The following is a 21293-nucleotide window of genomic DNA, read 5'->3' as shown; positions in this document are numbered from 1 at the left end:
TGCAAATGAAATAGACTGATCATCGCCCGATTACAGGTGGGTGATCAGTCTATTTTTAATGCGCTATTTCTTTAATTCATGGGCCAGTTGGCTGAATTCAGCTAAGCGGTCATCAAACGTCTTAAATGCCGTCTGCAGGTAATCTGGCTGCGTCATGTCGACACCGGCCTTCTTCATCACGTTCAGTGGCAAGTCGGAGCTCCCGGACTTCAGGTAGTTCAGGTAAGCCTCGCGCTTGGCATCATCCCCGCTCAACACGCGTTGGGCCAAGGTCGTTGCGGCCGCGAAACCAGTGGAATACTGGTAAACGTAGTAGTTGTAGTAGAAATGCGGAATCCGCGTCCACTCGTCGGCGATTTGGGGATCGGACACGACCCCGTCGCCGTAGTAACGCCGGTTCAGGTCACCGTAGAATTTGCTCATGAAGTCGGCCGTCAAGGTTTCCCCGGCAGCGGCTTGCGTGTGAATGTAGTCTTCAAATTCAGCGAACTGCGTCTGCCGGTAAACGGTCCCCTTGAACCCATCCAGGTAGTGGTTCAACACGTAAGCCCGGACCTGAGGATCCGTTTGTGTCTTCAACAGATAATCCGTTAAGAGATTTTCGTTCGTCGTCGAAGCAATTTCGGCCACGAAGATGGAGTAATCCCCATACTGGTAAGGTTGGTTCGTCCGGGTGTAGTGGCTGTGCATGCTGTGACCCATTTCGTGGACCAGCGTGAACAGGCTTTCCAGACTGTCCTGCCAATTCAACAGAATGTACGGCTTGGTGTCGTACATCCCACCGGAATAGGCCCCCGTGCGTTTGCCTTCGTTTTCCACGACGTCAATGGCGCGGGTATCGAACATCTTCTGCACGTTGGCCACGTAATCGGGACCGAGCACGCTCAGCGCCTTCAAGGCTTCCTGTTGGGCTTCCGCGTAGGTGTAGCTCAGGCTAGGTTCCCCGGTGATGGGCGTGTACAGGTCGTACATGTGCAGTTCGGGCAGGCCCAAGATTTCCTTACGCAGGTTCACGTATTGGTGCAGGGAATCCAGGTGGTCGTTGACCGTCTTGACCAGCGTGTCGTAAACCACAGCGGGTACGTTGTTGGCACTCATCGCAGCTTCACGGGCACTGGCATAATGACGAACGTCAGCGTTAAAATTGTGCGTTTTAACTTCGCTAGCCAGCGTGGAGGCAAAGGTATGCCGGAACTGTTGATAGACGCTGTACAGGGCCTTAAAGGCCTGTTCACGGACGGCTGGCGTGGTGGATTCCAGCAGGACCCCATAGAGGCCTTCGGAGAGCCGGACGTCGTTACCCTTTTCATCCTGAACGACGGGGAACTTCAAATCGGCATCGCTCAGCACGCTATAGGTCTTCGATGAGGCAGCGAAGATATCACTGGCCCCAGCCAAGAGCTTTTCTTCTTGAACGGACAGTGTGTGGGCCCGTTGTTGCCCTAAGACATCAAAGATGTGTTGATACGCCGCTAATTTAGGCTCAGCATCGATCAGCTTTTGCAGGTCGGCTGGCTCCAAGGCCAAGACTTCTGGCTCGAACCAAGACGCTGCTGCGCCAACGGTTGCCAAGAGGCCTTCCGCCTGGCCCATTAAGGCTTGGGCGGCCGCATCGCCGGTATCCTGATCATTCTTCAGGGAGGCGTAAACGTAAACGCGTTCTAACTGGCGTTCCAGGTCAAAGTTGGCCTTGGTCACGCGGTACAGGTCGGCACCGCTCTGGGATAATTGCCCCTTCATGGCGGCCATCTTCGTTGCTTCGGCTTGGACGTCCTTCACGGCAGCCTTAAAGGCCGCGTCATCGGGGTAAATCGTGGTTAAGTCCCAGGTCAGGGCCGTGGGAACTGCGGAACGTTTGGGAATTTGTTTCAAATTTCTCATCCTCCTTTAACATTGCATAGCAATATTTTACCACTTTCACCCGTGCCATAGGGAAATCAGCCCAAAACTTTCTCATCATTTTCTAACCAGGCGGTGTAATCTGCATCCCAATGCGGTTCCGAGATAATTTGCCAACCGGTCGTCGTGCGTTTGATCAGGTCCGCTTGGGTCAAATCGGCTAGTAAATCGTCAATGGCGGTCAAATAAGCCGTCTGCCCGGTAAATCGAACCGCCGTGACCTCGCCACCCACCAGCTGAAAGGCCGCCCACGCCAAGCGTTCCAGGGTATCCGTCAAAACGTTCGAACGTTCAAATAGCCACGCCGCCAGAATGATACGCCACAGTAACAAGCCGCGGCTAAAAATAGGCGCCGTGACCGTCACCGTTGCCAACACCTGGGGGAACCCGGCCAGATGATGTCCGGTCAAATAAACCGCCGTCTGTAAAGGTTTGAGTACGGTGGATGACCGGCGTAAATCGCGGTCCAGCTCCCAGCGAAACCGCGCCAAGTTCGGTTGCGCCCACCACAAACGTCGCTGTGACCCAGCCGATAAGTCGGCCACATTCGCAAGCCAAACCGACTGACACTGATAGTCACCGGTAATGGCCTGACAGATGTGATGGTCGACGCGCAGTTGATTGCGCTCCACGTCCCAAAATAACAGGCAAAGTCCCCACCCATTTAACCAGCTGGCAAAGCGGTCGATCAAATGCCACCCCAATTTTTGCTTGGCGAACCGGCTCCCCAGTAACCAGAGCGGATACACCCCTAGGCCTTGATAGCCTAACGTCCGTTCAGCGACCTCGTCGCGGTTGATGGGGCTACACTGAAACTCCAGGGCAATCGGTCGCGGCTGGTGGTCAATCCAACAGTCGGCCCGCTGGGAAATACTGGGTAAGACCCGTTCCAAGGTGATGGCTCCCCAAGGAACGAAGAAGTCAGCCAACTGGCGTTTTCCCAACACGTGTTGGGGCGTCTCCCCTTCGCCCTTAACCGTACATGACGACTGTGGCCGGTGGGCAAAATACGGCTGCACCCGTGTCCCATGGTGCAGAACCACCGGCTGCTGACACGCCGGACACACGTACGACCGCCCCCGTTCAGCATTCTTCGCATCCACCAACTGTTTTTCTCGAGCCGCAATCAACATCAAACATCCCTCCTCACAGGTTAACTCCGTAAAGGACCGCCAAATGTTCGTGGGAAATTAAAAAAATCCGAATCCTTGGAATGGGATTCGGATTGGAGATTTTTATTTTAAATAGACGTTGATGTAATGACCTATCATTCAGCAAAACGAAACATCGACACGCTGACGTGCAGACAGTGAAAACGCACCTAACCAGTCTAAGCGACCAGAGGCGGGTCAACCTGGTCAGCTGTGTCAGTGATGTTAGCTGAGTGTTTTTCTCAGCTTAGATCACGGGACGACCTTGGAAACTCGCGATTCACAGCGAGGTTTCAAGGCGAGGCCCCAGACCGCCTCTCAGGCTGGGACCGCTCCCCACAACAGAGCAGGTTGAACCCGCCGCCGGGAACGCATGACTAGCTCAGGCTGGAGTCGGACCCCATAGCAGGCCACCTTGAGCCCACCGGCGGGAACAGCAAAACCAATGTATATTTCACTATTCTTAACGATTAGTCCTTAGCTGGAAAATGGGCGATGACTTGGTAAATAGGCCCCTTAGCCGAAAACTTTTGCTCGTACTCCGTCTGAATATCTTCCACGTCATCAGTCGCGGCATGCAAATCGAGCCAGACGCCGTCGAAGACCATGCCGAAGTTATTCAAGCTCCCTAAGGAATATTCAAATAAGCCGCGGTTATCGGTCTTGAACTGAACGGACCCTTCTGGCTGAAGGACGTCGGCGTAATGGGCCAAGAAGACCGGTGATGTTAACCGACGCTTCTCATGACGCGTCTTAGGCCATGGGTCAGAGAAGTTCAGGTACAGCCCCGCAACTTCCCCAGCGGCGAAGAAGGTGTTGATGGCTTCACCATCCGTGTGTACCAATTGGATGTTCGTCAATTCACTGGCCACGACCTTTTTCAGAGCGGCCGCAATCACAGAAAATTGAATTTCGATGCCAATAAAGTTGTGGTCGGGATGGGCCTTGGCCATTTCAACGATGAACTGCCCCTTCCCGGTCCCAATTTCAACAAATAAGGGTTGGTTCTTGGGGAAGCGACTCTGCCAGTTGCCCTTCAAGGGTTCTGGTTCGCTCACCAATCGTTCGGTGTGTTCGGCCACATAGTCCTTGGCCCACGGTTTATTACGTACACGCACTATAAAATCCTCCTTGTTAGCACAACGGCGGGCGCGAGGTTTGTCCCCGCTCCCGCCGACGTTATTTAATCAGTTACTGACTCACACGTCAGCTTTTCGAGTAAAATTAAATGTTGATTCATGATTTGAAAACGCTGCTGGTGGAAGCTCTCCGCGATAACGCTCAAGCAGTGCACCCGCGCATACCAGTTGACCCGTGCGGTCAGGTCCGGCGTTGTCGTCTCGCCGTAATCCTGTAACCAGCGTTGCCACTCTTCCAGGGGCACGTACTCACAGAGCAGTGCGCCCAGGTCGAAGGCGGGGTCAGCGAACGTGGCTGCGTCCCAATCCACCAGGTAAAGCCGTTGGCGGTCGGATAACAACCAGTTCTTATGATTCAAATCACCATGACAAACTTCATAATGCGTCTTGGGCAGTTGCGGTTGCTCGTTTTGCAAGGTCGCAAAGGCTGATTGGATCAGCGGATGTTGGCGCAGGTCAGCGGCTAAGGCTGGCTGTAAGCGAGTTAACAACTGGGCGGGCGTGGTAAATCGTCCGCCGACTTTTAATAACATATCATGAAGCAGATGGGAATGATGGACCCGGTGAAGCAAGCGGGCGACCCGCTCTTCACGCATTTCACTGCGCCGTAACGTTCGGCCGTTTAACCATTCCTGGGCCGTCATGACGTCGCCGGTGGCCAAACGTTTGGTCCAGACGAGCCGCGGCGTAATGCCCTCCATGGAGAGAGCCGCTAGAAACGGTGACGCGTTTTGTTTTAAGAACACCTTTTGTGACGCCTTGGTTCCCATGTACGCCGTGCCCGTATTACCGCCCAGCGGATACAGACTCCAGCCGTCACTAATATCTAGTGCCATGCGTGCCACCCCTCCTCGATTTGTCAGCTATTATTAATTCTATGGGGAAATGGCGGCCACGTCAAGCCTTATTTTTATCGGCGCGCGCTAACCGTTGCGGCGTGTAGATTCTAGCAAGATACCAAACTTCGACGGCCTCGACCAGCAGGGTGATCCCCGCCGTTTCTAACTCCCGATTGGCAATCACGACAACCACCCACAATAGGAGCGCCGCCGTGCTGAGAATCAGCGTGACCAATTTGACGAAACTCTTGAGCCGAAACTCTGGCAGGATGGGATAGACGTGCGTGAAGACCACGTCGTCGTATTGCTGGAAGAATGGCAGAAGCTGGAAGCCAATCAGGTAGATGAACAGAGCCGCCAGGAAGACGGGCAACCACTGCCCGCGCACGAAGTACAGCAGGAGCATGCCGATAACCGTCAGGCGAACGACCAACCCACTGAAATCGGTGCCCCGGACCATCCCGCGGCTAAACAGATACAGGTACGTTTGACTATGCTTGGGTTTGATCCCGGTAAACAGCCAGTCCAGGTAACGCCGCCGCTTGATGGTGCCCGAAACCATGGGCACCTCCGTAAAGAGATTGAAGAAGCGGTAAATGCCCAGCATCCGGTTGTCTTCGAGCTTGATCTGCTCGCGCCAACGAATCTGTTGCTTTTGCCAGTGTTGTTGGAACCAAACGGCAACTGCCCCATCAGCGACGAGCGCCAGCGCCAAGGCCACGTAAGGCGTGACCCACAGGCCGCTGGCAATCACGACGATGGCCAGGAGCCACTTGAATCCCCACTGGTTCATCCGGCGTTGCCCGGTCACCTGGTAGGCACTGGCCAGGTCCAACCGAAGGAGGCTATCCTTCAAGACGATTTGAGCCACCGCCAGGATCAGAATCTTAGCCACGGTCCAGTGCAGGGCCACGCTCAAAAATGGTGCCAGAATGAACAGCGTGATGACCTGCGTACACTGCGCCAGAAACTGGCTGTAGCGCCGCGCGGCCACGAAGTAATCGTGCATCGCCCGCTCCTTTGGCAGGAGAAAGACGCGGTCGGCATCCTCAATCAAGGTTGCGAACCGACCAATCTGAGCCACGATGACCAGCACCAGTAAGGCAACCAGTGGCGCCCACCACAGGCCCGGCTTTAACGATTTTAAAATGTTGGAGTAGCCCAATCCCAGGCCACCCATGAAGAATAATAACGCAAAGACGAAGAAATCATTGAACACCAGCCGCAAATACTTGGCCATTTCCCGGAGATGGCGCTGTAGCCGGTTCTTGAATAAATCTTTCATGCGCGGTCGACCTTGGTCATCGACAGGTAAATATCATTCAGCGATTCCCCCGCTTCCGGAAGAGCGGCTTGCAATTCACTGAGGGTGCCTTCGGTCTTGACCTGGCCATCGTGCAAGAGCACGAAGCGGTCACAGTACCGTTGGGCCGTGTCCAACACGTGGGTCGACATCAGGATGCTGGCCCCGGTCTTCTTACGGGCTTCGATTAAGTTTAAGAGGTCATTGACGGCCAGTGGATCCAGGCCCAGGAAGGGTTCGTCAATGATAAACAGCTTGGCTTGGGTCAAAAAGGCACAGACGATCATGACCTTTTGCTTCATCCCCTTGGAAAAGTTGGCGGGGAACCAGTCAAGCTTGTTGTCTAAACGGAACGTCTTTAACAATTCATGGGCCGTGACCCAGGCCTTCTCCTGGTCCAGATCATAGGCCATCATGGTCATTTCCAAATGTTCTCGCAACGTGAGCTCCTGATAGAGCACCGGCGTTTCGGGAATATAAGCAATCTGTTGTTTGTAGGCTTGGCTATCCTGATCGATAGTCACACCGTTCAGACTGATTTTCCCTTTGTGGGGGGTCAGTAGGCCAATCACGTGATTAATCGTGGTCGACTTCCCGGCCCCGTTCAATCCAATGAGCCCAACTAATTCACCGTCTTTAACGTCAAAACTGATATCTTTTAAGACGGGAATTTGTGAGTAACCACCCACGACATGGCTGACTTCTAGTGCCATTATGCATCCCTTCATTTCCTTTGAATTAACCGCCCTATTATACCATACGTGGCCTTAGGGTTGCTTTTATCTTGTTGGCGGGTGGGGCCCTAAGACCCTTAGCCCTTTAGCCCTTAAAGTCAAAAGATTAAGGACACCTGACATTGGCCGCCTGCGGCTTCCAGGTACTACGCCTGCTGTGGGGAACGGTTCCGGCCTGAGGAGCGGTCCTGCACCTCGCTTTGAAACCTCGCTTAGGGTCGCGAGTTTCCAAAGTCGTCCCGTGCTGTAGGCTGAGAAAGACCCTCAGCCAACACCACCGACACAGCCGTCTCCGTACCTGGCTTCCTCCGGCTCTGATTGTGCGTTGCCCTTTCTTTTGGCTTGGAGCTTAGGGTCAAGGTCAAGGGCTAGGTCCCACCCCGCCAACAAGGTGGGCGTAAACCCCGGCCACGGATGGGATAATCGGTCAGTTTCTGTTTGATATGCACCTCTACCTTAATTAACGATAATTGTCTTCACCACTTTACGTTGTCCTACTTGAGGTGGGAGCAGCCGTTTGATCCTACTGCTTCTCTACTAAAGTAGACCAAAAAACTAGACACCGACGAACCGATTTCATCTGGCGAACTGTCCCGCTTCGTTGCAAAAGTAATCACTAACGCTCTGTCACTCAGCGGTCATAGCACATCTCGACCATATATACACCACTCTCAGATACCCCAAACGACACCAGTGTCAGCTCCGGACAGGTCAACGGAGCCGGAGGCAGTCAGACCCGTCCCCCCTGTGTCGGTGGTGTTAGTCTGAGCATTTTCTCAGGCTTACAGCACGGGATGCCTTTTGAGACCGGACCTCAGGCTCAAAAGCAAGACCGAAGACCGCTCTTTGGCTTCGGTCGGTCCCCACAGGGGGGCGGGTCTGAACTGACGCAGGTGGAGTTGACCTGTCCGGAGCGGCTTACAGCACGGGATGTCTTTTGAGACCGATCCTCAGGCTCAAAAGCAAGACCGAAGACCGATTCTTGGCTTCGGTCGGTCCCCATAGGGGGGCGGGTCTGAACTGACGCAGGTGGAGTTGGCCTGTCCGGACCGGGTCCACGCTTGTATCGTTGGTTGGGGTCCCCGGAGCAATGGTGTATAATGAGGGAAATCGAAGTGAAAGAAGGAGTTTTCATGGATCAAATGACCCTAGAACCACACTACGCTGACGACTGTATCTTTTGTAAAATCTTAACCGGGGACATCCCCAGCTACACGGTTTACGAAGACAACATCGTGAAGGCATTTCTGGATATCTCGCAAGGGACGCCCGGCCATACGTTGGTGATTCCGAAGACCCACGTTCAAGATATCTTTGCTTACGACGCCGACCTCGCTGCCGCCGTCTTCTCCCGGATTCCTAAGATTGCGCGCGCCGTTAAGGCTTCCGACCCTGCCATCACCGGGATGAACATTTTAAACAATAATGGGAAAGTGGCTTACCAATCCGTTTTCCACTCCCACATTCATCTGGTTCCTCGCTACACCGATCAGGATGACTTCAAGATGATTTTCAAAGACAACTCCGGCAATTACACCCCCGCCGACTACGCTGCGATCCAAGAAAAAATCAAAGCACAATTGGAGGGTTAATTATGGGACTTGGTCGTTTTCTAACGGGCACCACCCTCGCTGTCGGCGTTGGTTTGGCAGCCTACCTAACCCTCACGAAGCAAGCCCCCCTCACCTGGGGCAAGAATGTCAAACAACAAGCCCAGCACACGGCCGCACAAATTGATGATATTCGTCAAGCCAAGGACCGCGTGGCACAACGCGCAACCGGATTAACGGCAGCCCTGACCGCTGCCCAGCCGGTTTTGGATGACATTCAGACCGACGTCGATAAGTTTGCGTTTAAGATTGCCCCGCGGGTCTCAGCGATTCAAGAAATTTTGGATGAACACGCTGGCGAGTAATTTTGAACTTTTTGTAAAGCTTTGCCGACCTTTTTCGGTTTGCCACTATTTGTGTTATGATGTTTGAGTATGGTGCTTGCACCAATTTTGATGAATGGATGTGTTGAGGAATATGAAGAAATGGTTTATCGCCTTCGCTGGCTTGTTACTGACTGTAACACTGGCCGGTTGCGGCAGCCAAACCGTTGCCACCACTAACGGTGGTAAGATTACCGAAAGTGCGTACTACAGCAGTTTAAAGGGTACCTCTTCTGGTAAGCAAGTCTTGCAACAAATGATTTTGAACAAGGTCTTGGAAAAGCAATACGGTAGCAAGGTCAGCAAGTCTGCAGTTACCAAGCAATTCAATACCTACAAATCACAATACGGTTCATCATTCAAGAGCGTTCTTTCCCAAAGTGGGATGACGGAATCCAGCTTAAAGACTGAAATCCGTTCGAACTTACTTTTGAAGGAAGCCGTTAAGGATAATGTGACGGTTAGTGACGCGCAACTCAAGAAGCAATTCAAGAGTTACCAACCAAAGGTCACTGTTGCCCACATCTTAGTATCTAAGAAGTCAACTGCCAACACGGTTATCAGTGACTTGAAGGGTACCAAGAAGAGCAACTTGACTAGCGAATTCACGAAGTTAGCTAAGAAGTACTCCACTGATACGGCTACTAAGAACAAGGGTGGTAAGTTGAGTGCCTTCGATAGCACCGACACTTCCCTGGACGCAACCTTTAAGAAGGCTGCCTTCAAGTTATCAACTGACGAATACACCACTACGCCTGTTAAGACGCAATACGGTTACCACGTCATCTTGATGTTGAAGAACCCTGGTAAGGGCACAATCAACGAACACAAGGCTGAATTGAAGAAGCAAATCATTGACAACGACATGAACGATAGCACCGTTCTGCACAACGTGGTTGCCAAGGTCTTGAAGAAGGGTAACGTTTCTATCAAGGATAACGACTTGAAGAACATCCTTTCCGACTACCTCTCAACTAGCTCAAGTTCTAAGACGTCATCATCAGCTTCATCTAAATAATTAAACGTTTCCGTTTGGGGCACCGATCATTTGGTCGGCGCCCTTTTTGTTTGCCGTAACAGCTTAAAAAGGACGCCGCCAGTCTCCCGTGTGAGAGATTGGCGACGCCCTATTTGGCATTAGTCTTCAGTTGGTGGTTGCGGCGTGGTGCTGGATGGTCGGTAGAACCGACGGCCGTCCATGGCGAAGACCCGTTCGGAGAATTCACCGGGTTCCGTGTGGGCCACGACCGTGTCGAGCATCATGATGGAGGCATCGAGTTCGTCCAATTGATGTAAGACGTCCGCCTCGCGCAAGGCTGGCCGTACCGGTGAGCCGTACTCCAGCAACCCGTGGTGACTGAGAATCATGTGCCGGAGTAGCAGCACGTCCTCGGCCTGTGGATCAAGCTTCAGCGTGTCGCAGGCCCGGACCAGTTCCCCATCGATCAACACGATGTGCCCGACCAGGTTGCCGGCCAGCGTGTAGACCGTCGACTTGGGACCGGACAGTTCAATCGTCTTGCCCAGGTCATGCAGGATGGCTCCGGCGAATAGCAACGGCGCGTTCAGGTCCGAATACTGCTTCACGACCGCGTGTGCCAATTTCAAAATGGAAATCGTATGGAATGCCAAGCCACCTTGGAATGCGTGGTGGTTACTCTTGGCGGCCGGGTACGTGTAAAATTTATCCGCGTACTCCGCAATCAGCTTGCGAACGAGCCGATTCCAGGTTGGCTGCGTGATTTCAAAAATGGTTTGGGTGATGTACTCTTCCATCTCCGCGCGTGACATGGGCGCCTGTTCAATGAAGGCGTTGGGGTCACTTGGCTCGCCCGCGTGTGTCAAACGCAAATGGAAAATCTTGATTTGCGGGTGCGTTTGGTAATTCTCCCGCTTCCCCTGTAGGTGCACGACCCGGCCGGCCACGTAGTTTTCCGTGTCGTCCGGTGAGGCGTCCCAGTATTTCCCAGAGATTTCACCCGACTGGTCCTCGAAGACCAGCGCGATGTATTGCTTCCCGTTCTTGGCCGTGCGGACGTCCGCCGACTTCAGGAGGACGAAGAGGTCAACGGCTTCGTCGACCCCATAGTCCATTAGTTGTTTCGTTGCCGCCATATATGTCCCTCCTAGTCATTTAACCGAATTAAGTTTCCCGTGTTTAACCGTTCAACGGCCGTATCTGCCGTCAAGAAAATGATTTGAACGGTCTGGCTAATCTCCGTCAATAAAGCGTACGCGGCTTGGCGCCGGTCCGCATCAAAGTTGACGAACCCATCGTCGATCAGCAACGGCATGGCGACCTGTTGCTGCATGACGATGGCAAACGCCAGTTTCACGGCCAAATCTAGCTGTTCCGCGGTTCCCCGGGAAAGCTGACCGACGTTGCGCCATGCCCCGTCGGCTCGCCGTACCCGTAAAGTCGTCGCGGTCAGTTCAATTTCAGTATACCGGTTTTCCGTTAATTTGCCATATAATTTGCTGGCCTGGGCCACAATTTGTGGGAGTCGGTCACCGGAAGCCGCGGCCAACGTCGCACTGATCCATTGACTGGTCAGGCGTTGCACCAGCCACTCCTGGGTCGTGGCCACCATTTGCGTTTCCAAATTCGCCAGACGTTGGCGCAACGTGGCTTGGGTGCCGCTGGCCGTCAAATGAGCCAGTTGCCCGGCTAAGGTGGCCAACTGCGTCGTGGCTTGATCCAGCGTCTGTTGGAGCTGTGCCTGCTGTGTTTGCGCTTGGGTCACGGAACCGGTCAGGGCCGCCTGATCAGCGACCTGTTGTAAGGCCGTCAGGTTGGCCGCCCCGATTTGCTGGGCCAATGTCGTGCGTTGTTGTTCCTGGTTCTGTCGTTCACGTTGAGCCTGGTAGCGTTCATAAAAGGCCGCGACACTCCGCAGATTTCGTGTGCTCAGGAAGGTGGCCAACGCATGACTGGCCTCGTCCGCGGCGCGTTGATCCGTGCGGAGACGTGCCGTCAGACTGGCCAGTTCGCCCGATTGGGTCTGGCTGGCCTGTTGGCGTGCCTGTAGATCAGCCAGTTGCGTGGCGACCGTGGCAAAATTGCTAGTCGCCAGCGAGGGCAAGACCTGCCCGACCGCCGTGAGGAAATCCGCGACCGTCTGCTTGGCCTTGGCCAATTGGGCGCCCTGCGACTCCATTTGCCGAGATAAACGTTCCCACTCCGCAATGGCGGTCTGAGCGGCCGACCACTGAGCTAACGGCACGTTTCCCAGGCCGTGGGCGTCTCCGATGACGTCTAACTGATTGGTCAGGTCATCGACGAGGTGGCCCCCCTCGCGCAACTGCGCCTGGTTATCCCGAATATCAGCCGTTAGGTCCTCGAGCTCCCGGCTGGCCGGCGTACTGCTGTCGACCTGAAAGACGCCGTAGTACCCGACGGCGACCCCACACAGGGCCCCCACCAACTTGAACAGTGTCCCGGGCAAGAGCAGCGAGCCAATCAGGACCACGAGTCCCACGGCCAACCAAATCAATTGCTTGTCGGCCAGTGGGTTGCGTTGCTGCTGACGGGTCGGCTGCTGTTGCTGGTAGCGTTCATTCAGCTGATTGAGGTGTTGCTGGATACGCCGGCGTTTCTGATTGGCGGCGGTCAAGCGTTCCTGTAGGTCTTTGACTTGTTGCAGGGTCGCCAGTGAAAATGGCCGCGGCATCTGCCCGCCGACTGCGTACTGGGTTTCCAGGGCGGTCGACCGTTGCTGTAGGTCACGTTGCTGCGCGGCTAACTGCTGTTGTGTCTGAGCCGCCTGTTGCACGGCTGGCAGTTGGGCCAGCAACGGATCGACCTGGGCGGCAACTGGTAAGTATTCCTGAAATAGCGGTGGCAACTGTGCCGTTTGTTGGAGGTCCTGGACGCGCTGTTGATCAGCGGTCAGGACCTTTTCCGTTGCCGTGACCTGCCCCCGCAACTGTTCAAGCTGCGTGGCGTCATCGGCACTAAAGCCACTGGGGACGGGCTGGTCGGCCAAGTGACCGAGTCGTTGCCATTCCGCAAACGCGGGCCAACTGGCCGCCTGCTGGGTTAACTGCGCCGTGACTTGGCGTTGTTGCGCCAGCTGGTCCTGCGTTTGGGACTGCTGCTGGCGTAGGTTCTGTTGTTCCTGTAACAACTGCCAGTAGGTCCCGTAGGCCGCATCCGCCTTGGCTAATTTGTCCGTCAGCTCGCGGTGTGCCTGTAATTGTTGATTCAAAATGGGATTGCGCCCCTGCGGCTTGTAGCGACTATCGGCCTGCTGGTCCAACTGATGGGCCTGCGTCAGCCAAAAGTCACTGCCGACCGCCCCCACGTGTCGCAGACGGTCAATCAGCTCCTGCTTGGAGGCCGCGAAGACTTGACCGAGCCGGGGCTCGTTGATGGCGTACACGCTGGTGAACAGTTGTTGGTCCACCGGTGCTAGGAGGCTCGCCAGGTTGTTGGCCGGTAGCGTCAGATCCGTGGTGTCGTTATGTAGCGTGACCTTGCCCCCGTGAGGCCCCGCCGTTCGGGTGACGGTATAGGTGGCGTCCGCCTGAACGAACTGAATTTCGCCGCCAAAACGACTGCCGTCGAGCGGTTCGTACCGCAACTCGGGATGTTTCTTGGTCGGAAAGCCAAAGAGAATGGCCGTGATAAATTGGGTCAGGGTCGACTTGCCGGCTTCGTTGGGGCCCACTAAAAAGTTGAGGCCGTCCGTCAAGTCAAAGGTTCGGTCGTGAAAATGGCCAAAGCCGTAAATCGTCAAGCGCTTAAGCTTCATCGTGTGCCTCCTCTCCCATCAATTCCGCCAAGAGTGCTTCGGCCTGCGCGTGGACCTGCGTGGCCGTTTCGGGCTGCACAAACCACTCGGCTAACGCCGGATCTTGGGCTAATTTGCCAAAAGTTGTCTGTAAATTATCTGCGGTAAAGATTGCCGCCGCCCCCTGCTCCCAGTAGGCTTGATCCAACTGGGGCGCGACCGGTTGCGCTTGATTGGTCGCGAGCTTGACGCCAATCAGGTAGCGTTGGGCCGCCTTCAATTGGCGGGCGTGGGTTCGTTGATAGAGGGCCAACCACTCACCATTGTTAAAACTGGTCAAGTCGGCCCCCGTCAACGCGGCGCCACTCACGGTTACCGCGGTCAACGTGGCTTGTGCGGCGGTGTTAGTGGTGAGCCATGCCGTCAGGTCGGTCGTCAGCTGGGGCAAGTCGGTGGCCGTGGACGTTAACGTGGCGGCATCCCAGAGAATTTCGGCGGTGGGGAAGAATTCCGGCACCAATTTACCGGCTTGACTGGTCACCAGGTAGGCGCCCTTCTCACCCGTTTCGTTGATGCTGCGTCCCTGCGTGTTACCGGCGTATAGGATTGGGGGCTGTTCCGCCAGAAATTGCCGGTGGTGAATGTGCCCTAACGCCCAGTAATCATAGCGTTTGGCCAATAAATCGGCCACGTGAAACGGGGCGTAATGGTCGCTGGTTCCCGTGGCCACGGCACCGTGTAGCATGCCAATGTGCCACTGCGTCTCAGCGTGAGCCGGAAAATCGGCCACCTGATCCGTGGGCACCCACCGCTCGGGGTAGCTGAAGCCACTCACCGCCACGGTCTCACCGGAGGCCAGCGTCAACGTGTGGGTGGTCACGTTCGGGCCCAGAACCGTCACGTTGGCCGGATAGTTCACGGTCTGGTGCCGGTCGGCCAGGTAATCATGATTCCCAAAACTAATAATGACGGGAATATGGTGGTCGTTTAACCGGTCAAATTGTTGAAACAGATAGGCCTGCGCCGCCACGCTTTGTTCCGCCCGGTCAAACAGGTCCCCCGCAAGCAACACAAAGTCGACCTGCTCGGCAATGGCCCGGTCAAAGACCCGCGTCGCCGCCGTAAAGGTTGATTGCCGCACGGTCGTCAGTAAGCTACTGGGGAGGGTCGTCAATCCCAGAAAGGGACTATCTAAATGTAAATCAGCTGCGTGAATAAATTTCATGAGTTTCCTCCCGATTAACTGGGTCGAACAAAAAATCGTCGGCGCACCGACCTCCCAAAGTGAGTGGTTGCGCCGACGATTGACTGATGCTTAACCCGCGTAAATATCTTGAATGGGTTGCGTAATCGTTTTGTTTAATTGGTTCAACATGGAGTTGACACCGCGTTCGGCTTCCATTAAGTTCTTAACGGCGTCGATCTTGCCAACTTGGTCGGCAACCTCACGGGCATGCTTCATTTCATCGTCTGTTAATTGTTGACCAGACATTTGCTTTTGTTGCAAGTCCAGTTGAATCTTTTGAAAGTCTTTGAACAGCTTGTAGGTGTCGGCGTCTGCCTTCATCTCGTTAAATGCCGTTTGCAGTGCTTTGAATTGATCTGAATCTTTGAGCGCTTGGGTCACTTGTTCGCCCAGCTCTACCATCTTGTCAGCCATTACGTTTCCTCCTCAGTGGGCGTGACGCCCATTTACAATACAAAGTCTATTGTAACATGTTAGGCGCTTTCATCCCACCCACTTTTGGCTAATTGACAATGGAATTCCACCACGACTTCACCGTATTGGCGGCGTCGCTGAAGGACTTGCCGGCGTTATCGATGCCCTTTTGCACGGAATCCCAAACGTCACTGCCGTCGCTAGAACTGCTGCCATTGTTTTCGGCCTTGGCAATCGTCGAGGCGTCCTTGGTGTTGAAGGCAGTTCCCTTCGTGTTCGGCAGGATGCTCTGCATTTCGGCCTGGTAAAGTGGACCTTCACCGGTACCACTGACATTTTCCAAATGGTGCTTGCTACTGGTGTTGTCAAAGCCTTCCCAGGTGGCCACGACCACGTCCGGCGTATAGCCGACGATCCATTTGTCCCGGGTCGCATCGGAATCACCATCGGCTTCGGTGCTCCCGGTCTTCCCGGCAATCGTGTACCCGTAAGGCTTGGCGCTGACCCCGGTCCCGTAGTTGAAGACGCCCATCATCATGCTGGTCATCTGCTTAGCGGTCTTGCTGGACATGACCTTGGTCTTCTTGGCCGCGGAGTCGGACGTGTCCACAACCACATTACCGGACGCGTCGACAATCTTGCGAATGTAGTGGGCCGAGGACATGGTCCCGTTGTTGGCAAAGGCCGTGTAGGCCTGGGCCAACTGTTGCGGGGACACCCCGGTCTTCAAGCCACCCAACGCGAGCGCTAGGTTCTTATCGGACTTGGTGACGGGGAGACCGAACTTCTTGACGGAGTCATACCCCTTGTCCACGCCAATCTTGTTCAGTAACCAGACGGCCGGCGCGTTCTTACTCTGCGCCAGTGCCTGATACATTGGCACCTTACCGCTGTACTGATTGCCATAGTTGTGTGGTGAATATTTATTGGTCCCATAGGACTGTTTCTTATCGGTCAATTCGGAATCATAGTAGTAGCCATTTTCCAGGGCTGGCGTATAAACGGCCAGCGGTTTAATGGTCGATCCGGGTTGGCGCCGCATCTGCGTGGCCCGGTTGTAGCCCCGGAACACGTGCTGGCCCCGACCGCCGACGACGGCCTCGACCCCACCCGTGTTGGGGTCAATCGCAATGCTGGCGGCCTGGACCTTGGTCCCGTCGCTGGCATTGGCTGGGAAATAACTGGGATTTTTAAAGAGCGTCTGCATTTGCGACTGGTTGGCCTGGTCCAGGGACGTGTAGATCTTATATCCCTTGTTCATTATTTCCGATTCGGTCAACCCATACTTACTAACGGCCTCATTGATCACGGCGTCAAAGTAATACGGGTACTTATAACTATTCTTGTAGTTATAGGTGTCGCTGGTGGTCAACGCAGTGGCCTGATACTGCTTGGCCTGGGCACTGGAAATACTGCCGGTCTCCGCCATCAGTCCCAGGACCACGTTTCGCCGTGACCGCGAGGCTTGGGGATGGTCAACGGGGTTGTAGGCACTCGGTGACGTCAACATCCCCGCCAAAACCGCAGATTCGGGCACGGATAAATTAGCCGCTGTCTTGCCAAAGTAGCGTTCGGCAGCGTCCTGAACACCCCAGACTCCGTTGCCAAAGTAGGCGTTGTTCAAATACATCGAGAGAATGTCCTTTTTGCTATAAACATTTTCCACTTCAATGGAGAGGAACAGTTCCTTAAACTTCCGCGTAAACGTTTGCTCCTGCGTTAGGTAGGCGTTCTTCACCAGTTGCTGGGTCAACGTACTCCCACCACCACTAATGTAGCCGCGCCGAAGCACTTTATTTTTGGCAAACAGGTAGAAGGCTCGCGCATACCCCTTGAAGGAAAAGCCGTATTCCTTGTAAAAATTACGGTCTTCGGTCGAAATGACCGCACCCTGAATGTTGGGTGAAATTTTCTTCAACGGCACGTAGGTTCCCTTCTGCGAATACAGGGTCCCCGCCTTATTATTTTTACGGTCATAGATCTGCGTGGGATTTTCCAGCGCAGCCTTCAGATCACCAACGTTGGCAGTCTTGGCCATAAAGGTCAGGTAGCCGCTCCCCACCAAAATGATGGTTAGAAAAATCACGATTAACCAACGTGTCAGTTGGAATCGCCGCCAGAAGCGTTTGAAGCGAGCTCTGAAGCCCGACCAAAAATTCTGATTAGGTTCTTGGTTATTCATAAAATAGCCTCTTCTTATCTCAATTGTAATAGACCTATTTTAGCATAGTCCAGCCAATCAGCCGACATTCAGTTGAATCTTTAGCAAGCTTTAAATTAGCTTAACCGATTCAGCGCAACAAAAAAGCGGGACTCAGCCGACAAATTCGACCGGTACCGCTCGGTTCATTTCTAAATTTAGTGCACAATTTCTGGGTTCATTTCACCGGCGATTTCATCATGCAATTTTTCAGCAATCTCGGCGTTCGGACTGATGATGAAGATGGTATCATGCCCGGCCAGGGTTCCGGCAATCTCTGGCATATTCAAATCATCAAAGATGGCCGCCAATAGGTTCCCGTTACTCGGCAGCGTTTTCAAAATGTTGACGAATTCAACCCGGGTTAAGCCGGTCACGACTTCGTTAATCGTTTCCCGTAAATGCTCTTCTTCGCTCCGGTTTCCCGCCTTGAAGATGGTGTAACGCAAATGGCCGTGGCCGTCTTGGGCCTTAACAATTTGCATTTCCCGGATATCCCGCGAGATGGTGGCCTGAGTCGCCTGAATACCCACCTCTTCCAGGTGTTCCATTAATTCTTCTTGAGTCCCAATGGGATACTGATTGATGAGTTGCTCGATGCGCGCTTGGCGAATACTTTTTTTCATGGCGACGACCCTCCCGCATAAAATTGCATTAAGTATAACAAAGGATGCGGAATTTGGCCACATGTCTCTGCATATTTATAAAGTAAGTGTACCAAATATTCGTTTTTAACGCAAAGAACCTTGCTTATTTCATTTACCGACTTTTGGGTAAACGAAAAAGTTTCGTGCCGCTGGTAGCCGACCCGGAACTTCGCTTGCTTTCTATCTAGTATTGACCCTAATCTGACGCGTTCAGTCCATGGTCCCCAATATCAGTCCGGTAAATCAACGACCCCAATGATAACCGGTCAAGTTGATGGTAGACCCGTCGCTGTGCCGTCTTTAAATCAGCTGCGTGATCAGCCACCAGCATGACCCGACCACCGGTACTGATCAGTTGGTCGGGGGTCCCGCTCACGCTGGCATAATCCGCCCCGGCGACGGTCGGCACGGGTACGCCCAGCTGTGGCTTGCTGGGATAACCCGGTGCCGCTAAGACCACACCTAAATAAGTGTCCGTCGTTTGCCAGTCTAAAGTCGGCTGTTTGCCTTCTAAAAGGTCGACGATGACCTGATAGAAATCGCTCTGTAATTGTGGGAGTAAAACCTGGGCTTCCGGGTCCCCCAGTCGCAGATTATATTCAATGACTTGGACCCCCGTTGGCGTCACGATTCCCCCAACGTACAGAACTCCGGCAAACGCCAGGTTGTCAGCCATCAACCCATCAATTGTGGGCTGAATAATCTTCTGGACCGTCTCTTGAAGGATGTCAGTGGTCACTTGCGGGACGGGTGAATACGCCCCCATACCCCCGGTATTAGGTCCCTTGTCCTGATTCAACAAGCGTTTGTGGTCCTGAGCCGTCGGTAACAGCCCATACTGGTCGCCGCCAACAAAGACCATCTGAGAAAATTCAAAGCCTGTCAAATGGGCTTCAATCAAGACGGGGCCGCCAGCTGAGAAAGCGGCTTGCAGGGCTTGTTGTGCCATTTGGTGTGTCGTCGCTACCGTGACACCCTTGCCCGCCGCCAGGCCATCCACCTTAATCACCTGTGGCAGACTGGCCTGATCACTGTAGGCAATCGCGGTCGTCACGTCTTCAAACAACTGGTAATCAGCGGTCGGAATCCCGTGGCGTCGCATAAACGTCTTGGCAAAGACTTTGGAGCTCTCTAACCGTGCTGTTTGCTGTTTGGGTCCAAACACTTGGAGCCCAGCCGCCTGGAAATAATCCACAATACCCGCAGCCAGCGGGACTTCCGGTCCCACGACCGTTAACGCAACCTGATGCTGCTGGGCAAAGGCAACCAATTTAGCAAAATCAAGTTCAGCAATGGCAACCGTTTCAATCTGATCCAATTGCATCCCCGGATTACCTGGTGCACAAAAAACGGTCGTTACCTGGGGACTCCGCAATAGTGCCTTGGCAATGGCATGCTCACGGCCGCCGCTACCGATGACGAAAACTTCTGCCATAGTTGACTCTCCTCCATTTTTGCTTAGATTTTCTTCGTGGCAATCAATTCTGCTAAAACATCTGGATACAGCTCATGTTCGATCTGATGAATACGTTCAGTTAGGCTGGCCAAGGTGTCATCGGACTCCACGGAAACCCGCTGTTGGCGAATAACTTGGCCCGTATCGATGCCCGCATCAATAAAGTGGACCGTCACACCGGTCTCTGACACACCGGCCGCAAAGGCGTCTGCGATTCCCTGTCTCCCCGGAAACTTGGGTAATAGTGCGGGATGCAGATTAATAATGCGATGGGGGTAAGCCGTCAGTAAGGTTTTCCCCACGATACGCATGTAACCCGCCAGTAGAATAGCCGCTACCTGGTGAGCATACAAGCTGGTTAAAATAACCGTCTCGGCAGCCGCCTTCGTGGCAAAATCCTTGTAGTTAATCACGAGTACGGGAACGCCAACCGCCTCGGCCCGCTTAATCACGGGCGCAGCGGCTTGATCACAAACCAGCAACACAATTTCTGCTGGAATTTTTCGTTCCACAATGGCTGACTGGAGCGCACTAAAGTTGGTGCCAGTGCCGGAAGCAAAAACAGCAATGCGTTTAACCATCCGTCGCCTCCCGAAAGGTCACTGGATCTTCACCGGTGACGACCTGGCCGACTTGGTAGGCGACTTGATCAACCGCGGCTAAGCTGGCTAGGACCGAGGCGACCTGTTCTGGGTGGACAACCAATACCATTCCCAGGCCCAAGTTAAACGTCGAGCGGACATCCGTTACCGTCAGTTGCCCCAACTCAGCTAAGACGGTCATGATTGGGGGGACTGGCCAAGTGCCCAACTCAAATTGGGCGCTTAACTTCTCCGGCAGGGCTCGGGCCACATTTTCAATCAGCCCCCCGCCCGTAATGTGGGCGATACTGGCAACCAGTTTTTGTTGTAACAGTGGCAAGACGCTGCCGACATAGATTTTAGTGGGTCGTAATAGTTCTTCGCCAAGAGCGTGACCCACCGTTGGAAAAACGTGGTCGAGTGAAAAATGATGCTGTTTAAATAAGATATCCCGCACCAGACTGAAGCCGTTGGCGTGTAAGCCATTGGCTGGTAACCCAATCAACACATCCCCAGCCCGAACTTGACTCGGATTGAGCAAGGCCGACCGGTCCGCAATCCCAACCGCAAAGCCCGCGAGGTCGTAATGGCTGTGCGCATACATGTCTGGCATTTCAGCCGTTTCGCCGCCAATCAGCGCGACGTCGGCCTCTTGACAGCCTGTGACCACGCCTTTCATGATAGCTGCTACTTGATCTTGATCAGTGTGGCCCAAGCCCAGGTAGTCTAAGAAAAACTGGGGGCGAGCCCCTTGCGCCAGAATATCATTTACACACATCGCGACTAAATCGATACCAATTGTCTCGTGACGTTGCGCAGCAATCGCCACCAATAATTTGGTTCCCACACCATCCGTGCCGGCAACCAGGACTGGCTCATTCATGACCGCATCGGCAGCTAGGGGAAAGAGACCGCCAAAGGCTCCCAGCTGACGGTTACCACTCAATGCCTTCACGGTCTTCAGTACTTCATAGCCAGCGTTTAGATCCACACCTGCCTTTTTGTAGGCCTCACTCAT

General features: G+C 54.0%; 18 protein-coding genes. 3 read left to right on the top strand and 15 right to left on the bottom strand.

Annotated elements, in window-relative coordinates:
* Window positions 1–63: 63 nt before the first annotated feature.
* The 6 genes from pepF to JUF13_RS00220 form a co-directional block, all read right to left on the bottom strand.
* Window positions 64–1881 (bottom strand): oligoendopeptidase F, encoded by a 1818-nt coding sequence (gene pepF, locus JUF13_RS00245; protein ID WP_203637234.1) that lies wholly within the window; start codon window positions 1879–1881, stop codon window positions 64–66.
* A 56-nt stretch (window positions 1882–1937) separates the two neighbouring features.
* A complete protein-coding gene (locus JUF13_RS00240) occupies window positions 1938–3032 on the bottom strand; it encodes a competence protein CoiA (protein ID WP_203637233.1) in 1095 nt (364 codons plus the stop codon).
* A 488-nt stretch (window positions 3033–3520) separates the two neighbouring features.
* Entirely contained in the window at window positions 3521–4168 is a 648-nt protein-coding gene (gene trmB, locus JUF13_RS00235; RefSeq protein WP_203637232.1) for a tRNA (guanosine(46)-N7)-methyltransferase TrmB, read from the bottom strand.
* A gap of 65 nt (window positions 4169–4233) precedes the next feature.
* Window positions 4234–5025: a phosphotransferase family protein gene (locus JUF13_RS00230; protein ID WP_203637231.1), complete on the bottom strand. Its 792-nt coding sequence runs from the start codon at window positions 5023–5025 to the stop codon at window positions 4234–4236.
* A gap of 61 nt (window positions 5026–5086) precedes the next feature.
* The gene (locus JUF13_RS00225) at window positions 5087–6313 is read right to left on the bottom strand and encodes an ABC transporter permease (protein ID WP_203637230.1); all 1227 of its coding nucleotides are present in this window, start codon (window positions 6311–6313) and stop codon (window positions 5087–5089) included.
* Window positions 6310–7044, bottom strand: coding sequence for an ABC transporter ATP-binding protein (locus tag JUF13_RS00220; RefSeq protein WP_203637229.1), 735 nt, complete (start codon window positions 7042–7044; stop codon window positions 6310–6312). Before JUF13_RS00220 ends, JUF13_RS00225 begins: the two co-directional genes overlap by 4 nt.
* 1154 nt (window positions 7045–8198) lie before the next feature.
* Between JUF13_RS00220 and JUF13_RS00215 the strand changes: the two genes are divergently transcribed.
* The 3 genes from JUF13_RS00215 (at window position 8199) to JUF13_RS00205 (ending at window position 10016) form a co-directional block, all read left to right on the top strand.
* Window positions 8199–8657 carry an HIT family protein gene (locus JUF13_RS00215; RefSeq protein ID WP_203637228.1) on the top strand — a complete coding sequence of 153 codons (459 nt, stop codon included), beginning with the start codon at window positions 8199–8201 and terminating at the stop codon, window positions 8655–8657.
* Between the two features lie 2 nt (window positions 8658–8659).
* Window positions 8660–8980: a hypothetical protein gene (locus tag JUF13_RS00210; RefSeq protein WP_203637227.1), complete on the top strand. Its 321-nt coding sequence runs from the start codon at window positions 8660–8662 to the stop codon at window positions 8978–8980.
* 112 nt (window positions 8981–9092) lie between these two features.
* Window positions 9093–10016, top strand: a complete 924-nt coding sequence (locus tag JUF13_RS00205; protein WP_203637226.1) for a peptidylprolyl isomerase PrsA — start codon at window positions 9093–9095, stop codon at window positions 10014–10016.
* A 119-nt stretch (window positions 10017–10135) separates the two neighbouring features.
* On the opposite strand, the gene JUF13_RS00200 is transcribed toward JUF13_RS00205, so the two are convergent.
* From JUF13_RS00200 to purM, 9 genes are all read right to left on the bottom strand, one after another.
* Window positions 10136–11113 (bottom strand): 3'-5' exoribonuclease YhaM family protein, encoded by a 978-nt coding sequence (locus JUF13_RS00200; protein ID WP_203637225.1) that lies wholly within the window; start codon window positions 11111–11113, stop codon window positions 10136–10138.
* Between the two features lie 11 nt (window positions 11114–11124).
* A complete protein-coding gene (locus JUF13_RS00195) occupies window positions 11125–13752 on the bottom strand; it encodes an ATP-binding protein (protein WP_203637224.1) in 2628 nt (875 codons plus the stop codon).
* Window positions 13742–14956: a metallophosphoesterase family protein gene (locus tag JUF13_RS00190; protein WP_203637223.1), complete on the bottom strand. Its 1215-nt coding sequence runs from the start codon at window positions 14954–14956 to the stop codon at window positions 13742–13744. Before JUF13_RS00190 ends, JUF13_RS00195 begins: the two co-directional genes overlap by 11 nt.
* A 90-nt stretch (window positions 14957–15046) precedes the next feature.
* Window positions 15047–15391 carry a YlbF family regulator gene (locus JUF13_RS00185; protein WP_125763176.1) on the bottom strand — a complete coding sequence of 115 codons (345 nt, stop codon included), beginning with the start codon at window positions 15389–15391 and terminating at the stop codon, window positions 15047–15049.
* An 88-nt stretch (window positions 15392–15479) separates the two neighbouring features.
* Entirely contained in the window at window positions 15480–17573 is a 2094-nt protein-coding gene (locus JUF13_RS00180; RefSeq protein ID WP_203637222.1) for a PBP1A family penicillin-binding protein, read from the bottom strand.
* 176 nt (window positions 17574–17749) lie between these two features.
* A complete protein-coding gene (locus JUF13_RS00175) occupies window positions 17750–18217 on the bottom strand; it encodes an arginine repressor (protein WP_125763180.1) in 468 nt (155 codons plus the stop codon).
* Window positions 18218–18434: 217 nt separating this feature from the next.
* A complete protein-coding gene (purD, locus tag JUF13_RS00170; protein ID WP_203637221.1) occupies window positions 18435–19673 on the bottom strand; it encodes a phosphoribosylamine--glycine ligase in 1239 nt (412 codons plus the stop codon).
* Between the two features lie 23 nt (window positions 19674–19696).
* On the bottom strand, window positions 19697–20275 hold the full coding sequence (purN, locus tag JUF13_RS00165) for a phosphoribosylglycinamide formyltransferase (RefSeq protein ID WP_203637220.1): 579 nt from the start codon (window positions 20273–20275) through the stop codon (window positions 19697–19699).
* Window positions 20268–21293: a phosphoribosylformylglycinamidine cyclo-ligase gene (purM, locus tag JUF13_RS00160; RefSeq protein WP_203637219.1), complete on the bottom strand. Its 1026-nt coding sequence runs from the start codon at window positions 21291–21293 to the stop codon at window positions 20268–20270. Before purM ends, purN begins: the two co-directional genes overlap by 8 nt.

It is taken from the genome of Levilactobacillus wangkuiensis (genome assembly GCF_016861605.1).
In the GTDB taxonomy this organism is placed as follows: Bacteria; Bacillota; Bacilli; order Lactobacillales; family Lactobacillaceae; genus Levilactobacillus; species Levilactobacillus wangkuiensis.
This window is presented reverse-complemented; position numbering and strand designations above follow the sequence as displayed.